The sequence below is a fragment of the Rickettsia sp. genome (genome assembly GCF_965035265.1).
The window spans coordinates 1-6,187 of sequence record NZ_CBCDJS010000079.1; the positions used below are offsets into that span (position 1 = coordinate 1).

Sequence of the window (6,187 nt, forward strand, 5' to 3'; positions counted from 1 at the left end):
AATGTCATCCCGTGGCTTGACCACGGGATCCAAAAAAAAATTAAAGAAGACTGGATTCCGCGATCAAGTCGCGGAATGACAATCCCCATCAACGGAGCTATCAACAACGTAACTGAAAAGTTCGCCGCGGCGAACTTAGAACTACAAAAACATTATCCTAACCTTAAACAATTTATTGCCGTGATAATCGGTGGTAATAATAAAAAATTCAATTTCAACAAAAATGAAGCAGTTTTATTTTCTTCATTATTAAATAAAATATCTACTAATCAAAAAATACCGTTTTTCATTACTTTCAGCAGACGTACTCCGATAGAGGTAAAATCTATTATTAAAAGTAACATGCCGGTTTCTACAATTATTTATGACCCGAACGAAGACGCAGGCTATAATCCATATATTGCTATGCTCGCCAAAGCAATATATACAATCTCTACAGCCGACTCAATCTCAATGTGCAGTGAAGCAGCTTCAAGCGGTAAACCTCTTTATATATTCTGCCCACCAAACTTTAATTCCTCAAAACATAAAATTTTTATAAAGCAATTAGTAGAGCAGAAAATAGCAAGAATTTTTGATGAGTCAGTAACGATGCTGCAGAAATATAACTATAAACCTTTAAATGAAGCAGAAAGAGTAGCTGAAATTATTAGACCTTTGATAAAATAAATGCCTCTTATCAAGAAGAATATATTCCTAGCAGTATACTTCGACTCAACTTTAGAACGACGACGCCAATTTTTCAAGTTCATCGAGTATACAAAGACTTTATAATACCTTGCAGTGTTTGAACTTCTGGGGACGAAAGGTTGTTTATACGTGTAAATATGTTAGTGATATTTTGCTGCATAGCAGGCTTTTTGTCAGGAGCTTTGAAGAATCCGACTTTATCGAGTTTGCCGAATAAATTTGTTAAGAAATGTTCTATTTCTTCTTTAGTAGCTAATTTTTGAATGTTATATATATCCTCTCTAGGCGTAGAATTACGGAACAATTCATAGCATATTATAATAACCGCTTGAGCAATATTTAATGAGCTAAATTCAGTTGTATTAATAGTGATAATCTTATTGGCAAGTGCGATTTCTTCATTACTAAGCCCGTTATTTTCCCTCCCGAACATTATCCCAACTTTTTCAGAATTTGGATAATCTAAAGGCAAATTTTGTGAAAATACATAATCTTTATTCATAGCCCTTTTAATACAAGTAGTGGCGTATAAATATTCGAGGTCTTTAATACTATCCTCAAGGCTATCATAAACTTTTGCATTATCTATAATATTAACCGCTCCGACTGCATTACTACGTGCTTGCTCATTTGGCCAGCCGTCTCTTGGAGTTATGATTCTAAGCTCATTTAAGCCAAAATTCTTCATTGCTCTTGCAGTAGCACCGATATTCTCACCCATTTGCGGTGCAACTAATATTATAACCGGATTAAAATCGTTCATTTAAACTCTCATAACATGACAAGTATAAGCGATTGCTACGGCATCAGCTTCATCAGAGTTAGTAATAGCAGAAGTTCCAGGCAGTAAAAGCTTGATCATATGCAAAATTTGGTCTTTCTCTGCATGTCCGTAACCGGTCACGGTTTTTTTTATCGTATTAGGTTTAAACTCCCGCATGTCCAAATTATATCTACCAATTAGCGACATGATCGCACCTCTAGCATAGCCAAGCTTTAACGAAGTCACGTTATTAGTATTAACAAATGTTTCTTCAATCGCTGCCATATCAGGTTTATATTCTAATATTACTTTTTCTAACGTATTATTGATAAACGCAAGCCTATGATGTATTTCATCTTTGCTGCTGGTTTTAATAGTACCGCTAGCTAAATATTTCAGCTTTGCGGTATCCTTTGCAACCACCGCCCATCCAAGACTCCCAAGTGCCGGATCAATCCCAAGTACTATCATGATTATTTAATATTATTTTTATTGGCATTATTGCATGGCTTTTATGTCATTCCCGCTTTTGCGGCGTTGTTGCATAGCTCAGCTTTTCCATTGTCACCCCGCGACTTGATCGCGGGGTCCAGTTAAAAATACTAAGAATTTTAGTATTTTTAGTTGTTTTTATGGATACCGTGGTCAAGCCACGGTATGACATCGAGCAGGTTTTTCGAGCCATGCAACAAGGCTGCTTTTAGCTAGGAATGACATACTATCATATCTTCATATACTGATAAAATTCTTGGTTATTCTCCCACAACTCACGAACCTTAACAAACAAAAATAAATGAACGGGAAAGCCAAAGAATTTCTCCATTTGCATTCGGGATTTTGCTCCAATCTCTTTAATTTTAGAGCCATTTTTACCGAGAATTATAGTTTTGTAACTTTCTCTTGATACTACTATAACCTGATTAATCTTTACGGATTTGTCTTTAAGCTCTTCCCATTTTTCGGTTTGTACAGTTAGTTTATATGGGAGTTCTTGCTGCAAATTAAAAAATAATTGCTCTCTTGTGATTTCTGCCGCAATAAAACGCATCGGTAAATCCGTTATATCGTCTTCTGCATAAAGCCAAGGAGAAATTTTTGCCTTACTTGTTATATATTCAAGTAATCCATCAATATTTTTGCCCGATAACGCAGAGATAGGAAAAACTAAACCATCAAGATGATTTCCTGTTAAAAAAGCGTTAATCTCATCCAGATATTTTGACGGAACATCTATTTTATTCAATAAAAATACCGGCACAATATTAAGTGAACGAAGTTTATCTAAAATATTACGTGTTATATCATCAAACGGCTTTAAACTATCGATAATCAACATAACTATATCGGCATTATGCAAACTTGACCAAGCACATCTGACCATCGCTTTCTCAAGCGTTCCTTTTGGCTCAAATATTCCCGGCGTATCATACAGGATTACTTGCGTATCCTTTAAAGTAATAATGCCGGTAATAATTGACCTAGTAGTTTGAACTTTTGGAGTAACTATAGAAAGCTTCTCACCTATTATTCTATTTAATAAAGTAGACTTCCCACTATTTGGTCTACCGATTATACAAACCGAAATTGTTTTTTGGTGCTGCTGCTTATCCATCATAATAACTTAAGCCTATGTAATAAGCTTCTAGCTGCGTCTTTCTCTGCTTCTTTTATCGAGTGACCAGCGCCTGTTTGTTCATAATCTTTTACTTTCACAAGAACCGTAAAAATTGATGAATGAGCTACTCCCTCTCTTTTAATGAGTTGATATATGGGTAGATGATGTTCTCTAGCTTGAGCCCATTCTTGTAAAGCAGTTTTGGGGTCATAATCAGTCAAATCTTTAACATTTATAAATTCTGCCCATAATTTCCCGATAATATTATGAGTTGTTTCAATATCGCTATCAAGATATATAGCAGCGATCAAAGCTTCGGTAGTATTTTCTATATTATTAGGATTATCACGCCCACCTGCTACTTCTTCGCCATGAGTCATAATTATATAATCTTTTAAAGTAAGCTTAGCCCCAACCATACATATTGTTTCTTTACAAACTAAATATGATCTAATTTTAGCTAAACTCCCTTCATTATAATCTTTAAAACTACTAAATAAAATTTCTGTAATTACTAAATTTAATACTGCATCACCTAAAAATTCCAACCGCTCATAATCTTTATCATCCTTGTACTCATGATGTTGTCTTAAAGACGGGTGACTTAACGCCTCTACTAAAAGCTCTTTATTTTTGAAATTATAACCGAGTAATTTTTCTAAGTCGTTAAATGCTATCATTAAACCTCTGATAAATGTGACGTCGATGTAGACGAGATTTAATTTGGAAAAGAGCAAGGCACTTTGAAGCTTATAACCGTAGCGTAGTTATACTACGTGAGGATTATAAGCGAGAAGTAACGCCGCCAATTTTTCAAATTAAACGAGTATACTAATCCATGCTATAAAGATTCTTGAAAATTCTGTTTAGTCTAACAGACTCAATCCATGGCTTTAACTTTAATATTAGATTAATAGCTCCTATATCATTATCCCACCAAGTTATTTTTGTTGAGAACCAAATAAATTGTGCTTTAGCGATAAAATTTTCAAATGGTACAAATCCAAGATTTACTCTACTATCATTTGACTGATCTCTATTATCCCCTAAAAAGAAATATTTTCCTTCAGGTACATAGAAAACATCAGTATTACCGTACCTATCATCAGATATAACGCCAAAAACAGGAGCAAGCTTATAAGAAAAATAAGTTCTGCCGTTTGGCAAAGTTTCTTTAAATTTCAAATATTTTCTTCCCTCTTCGCTTATATAAGTTCCAACTTCCGTGCGTTCTATTTTTTTGTCGTTAATATATATTACGTCATCAATCAATTGAATTTTATCGCTGGGTAGCCCTATTAAACGCTTTATATATCTAACACTCATATCGTTAGGAGGACGAAAAACTATAATATCTCCACGCTCAGGTTCACATGCAAATATCCGCCCTTTAAAAAGAGGAATGAAATCAAAGAAAGACAAAGAATAATTACTATAACCATAACTATATTTCGTGGAAAAAACATAATCATTCTCAAGTATAGTTGCTTTCATAGAACCGGTCGGAACGGTAAACGGCTCCATAACAAGTATTCTAATAAGTAAAGCGACGCATATTACAAACGCAAAAGAACCCCACTCTTGCATTGTAGTTTTAGTATTATTTGATTTTGTGTTATCTGTTTGCATAATATATGTCTTTTTTTATGGATTAATGTCATTCCTGCGAAAGCAGGAATCTAGTAAAATATATAATTATTGTACTAACATTAAGGTTATTTTGTGGATTCCTGCTTTCGCAGGAATGACATCCTAAACGTTCATATAGCACTGGACCTCAAGCCACGCTATAACTCTTTATCCTCTCTTCAATCTCGCTTCTAAAATGACGTATCAGTCCTTGAATCGGCCAAGCTGCCGCATCACCTAAAGCACAAATAGTATGCCCCTCTATTTCTTTCGTAACGTTAAGGAGTTCATCTATTTCGGATTTTTTGGCATTACCTTTAACTAGCCGCATCATAACTCGCCACATCCAGCCCGTACCCTCACGGCAAGGAGTACATTGTCCACATGATTCATGCATATAAAATTTACTAAGGCGGGCTATAGCATAAATAATATCAGTAGATTTATCCATAACTATAATACCGCCTGTACCAAGACCGGAACCTGCCGTTCTCAAAGCATCAAAATCCATATCTACTTCACATAATGACTTAGGAAGTAAAGGAACAGAAGAACCACCCGGTATTATTGCTTTAAGATTATCCCAACCGCCTCGAACACCGCCGGCGTATTTCTCAATCAATTCTTTTAATGGGATTCCCATTGCTTCTTCAACATTGCAAGGCTTGTTAACATGGCCGGATATGCAGAAAACCTTAGTTCCCGTATTGTTAGGTTTACCTATACCAGCAAACCAGCTAGCTCCTCGTCTTAAAATGGTCGGTACTACTGCGATAGACTCAACATTATTTATAGTAGTCGGGCAACCATATAACCCAAAGCCAGCAGGAAAAGGAGGCTTTAAACGAGGCATACCTTTTTTACCCTCTAAGCTTTCAAGCAATGCCGTTTCTTCGCCACAAATATAAGCACCCGCACCGCGATGTAGATAAATATCACAATCGAAGCCTGAACCGCAAGCATTCTTTCCTATTAACCCGTCTTTATAAGCTTCATCTAATGCACGCTGAATATTAGAAGCTTCATTATAAAACTCACCTCTAATATAGATATAACAATTATTCGCTCCTATAGCAAAGCTTGCAAGCAAACAGCCTTCTATCAATTTATGCGGCTCAAACCTTAATATATCACGATCTTTGCATGTGCCAGGCTCAGACTCGTCAGCATTTACTACTAAATAGCAAGGCTTCTCTGAATTTTTGGGCATAAAAGACCATTTCATACCGGTAGAAAATCCGGCACCGCCTCGCCCTCTAAGCCCTGATTTCTTAACCTCTTCAATAATGAAGTCTCTACCTTTATCAAGCAAAGCTTTAGTATTATCCCAATCGCCTCGCTTCTTGCTAGATTTCAAATCCTGGCCTTGCTGTCCATGTAGGTTGGTAAAAATTTTGTCTTCTTCTTTTAGCATACACTCTCTTAGAAATTACGGTATGTACGTTTATGTCATTCCCGCGGAGGCGGGAATCCAGAAAAAAACATTCGAA

At 35.8% G+C, this 6,187-nt stretch carries 8 protein-coding genes; 1 reads left to right on the plus strand and 7 read right to left on the minus strand.

What is annotated here, in order from left to right:
• The coding region (locus AC1Z7D_RS05570) for an ELM1/GtrOC1 family putative glycosyltransferase (RefSeq protein WP_482602702.1) at positions 1-669 on the plus strand (669 nt) is incomplete at its 5' end.
• Between the two features lie 79 nt (positions 670-748).
• On the opposite strand, the gene AC1Z7D_RS05575 is transcribed toward AC1Z7D_RS05570, so the two are convergent.
• The 7 genes from AC1Z7D_RS05575 to nuoF all read right to left on the minus strand — a co-directional run bounded on the left by AC1Z7D_RS05575 (position 749) and on the right by nuoF (position 6,111).
• Positions 749-1,453 (minus strand): RNA methyltransferase, encoded by a 705-nt coding sequence (locus tag AC1Z7D_RS05575; protein WP_482602704.1) that lies wholly within the window; start codon positions 1,451-1,453, stop codon positions 749-751.
• Positions 1,454-1,924 (minus strand): crossover junction endodeoxyribonuclease RuvC, encoded by a 471-nt coding sequence (gene ruvC, locus AC1Z7D_RS05580; RefSeq protein WP_482602706.1) that lies wholly within the window; start codon positions 1,922-1,924, stop codon positions 1,454-1,456.
• 46 nt (positions 1,925-1,970) lie between these two features.
• Complete coding sequence (locus tag AC1Z7D_RS05585) at positions 1,971-2,138, minus strand: hypothetical protein (protein WP_482602708.1); 168 nt, start codon at positions 2,136-2,138, stop codon at positions 1,971-1,973.
• Between the two features lie 36 nt (positions 2,139-2,174).
• Positions 2,175-3,065 (minus strand): GTPase Era, encoded by an 891-nt coding sequence (gene era, locus AC1Z7D_RS05590; protein WP_482602716.1) that lies wholly within the window; start codon positions 3,063-3,065, stop codon positions 2,175-2,177.
• Positions 3,065-3,748, minus strand: coding sequence for a ribonuclease III (gene rnc / locus AC1Z7D_RS05595; RefSeq protein WP_482602710.1), 684 nt, complete (start codon positions 3,746-3,748; stop codon positions 3,065-3,067). The genes era and rnc overlap by 1 nt, the downstream gene beginning before the upstream one ends.
• A gap of 151 nt (positions 3,749-3,899) precedes the next feature.
• Positions 3,900-4,697, minus strand: coding sequence for a signal peptidase I (gene lepB, locus AC1Z7D_RS05600; protein WP_482602712.1), 798 nt, complete (start codon positions 4,695-4,697; stop codon positions 3,900-3,902).
• Positions 4,698-4,845: 148 nt separating this feature from the next.
• Positions 4,846-6,111 carry an NADH-quinone oxidoreductase subunit NuoF gene (nuoF, locus tag AC1Z7D_RS05605; protein ID WP_482602714.1) on the minus strand — a complete coding sequence of 422 codons (1,266 nt, stop codon included), beginning with the start codon at positions 6,109-6,111 and terminating at the stop codon, positions 4,846-4,848.
• Positions 6,112-6,187 lie beyond the last annotated feature (76 nt).

Coding starts and splice junctions, on each gene's coding strand:
- lepB (WP_482602712.1), bottom strand. CDS start 4,697: ATGCAAACAGATAACACAAAATCAAATAATACTAAAACTACAATGCAA.
- nuoF (WP_482602714.1), bottom strand. CDS start 6,111: ATGCTAAAAGAAGAAGACAAAATTTTTACCAACCTACATGGACAGCAA.
- AC1Z7D_RS05585 (WP_482602708.1), bottom strand. CDS start 2,138: ATGGCTCGAAAAACCTGCTCGATGTCATACCGTGGCTTGACCACGGTA.
- era (WP_482602716.1), bottom strand. CDS start 3,065: ATGGATAAGCAGCAGCACCAAAAAACAATTTCGGTTTGTATAATCGGT.
- AC1Z7D_RS05575 (WP_482602704.1), bottom strand. CDS start 1,453: ATGAACGATTTTAATCCGGTTATAATATTAGTTGCACCGCAAATGGGT.
- ruvC (WP_482602706.1), bottom strand. CDS start 1,924: ATGATAGTACTTGGGATTGATCCGGCACTTGGGAGTCTTGGATGGGCG.
- rnc (WP_482602710.1), bottom strand. CDS start 3,748: ATGATAGCATTTAACGACTTAGAAAAATTACTCGGTTATAATTTCAAA.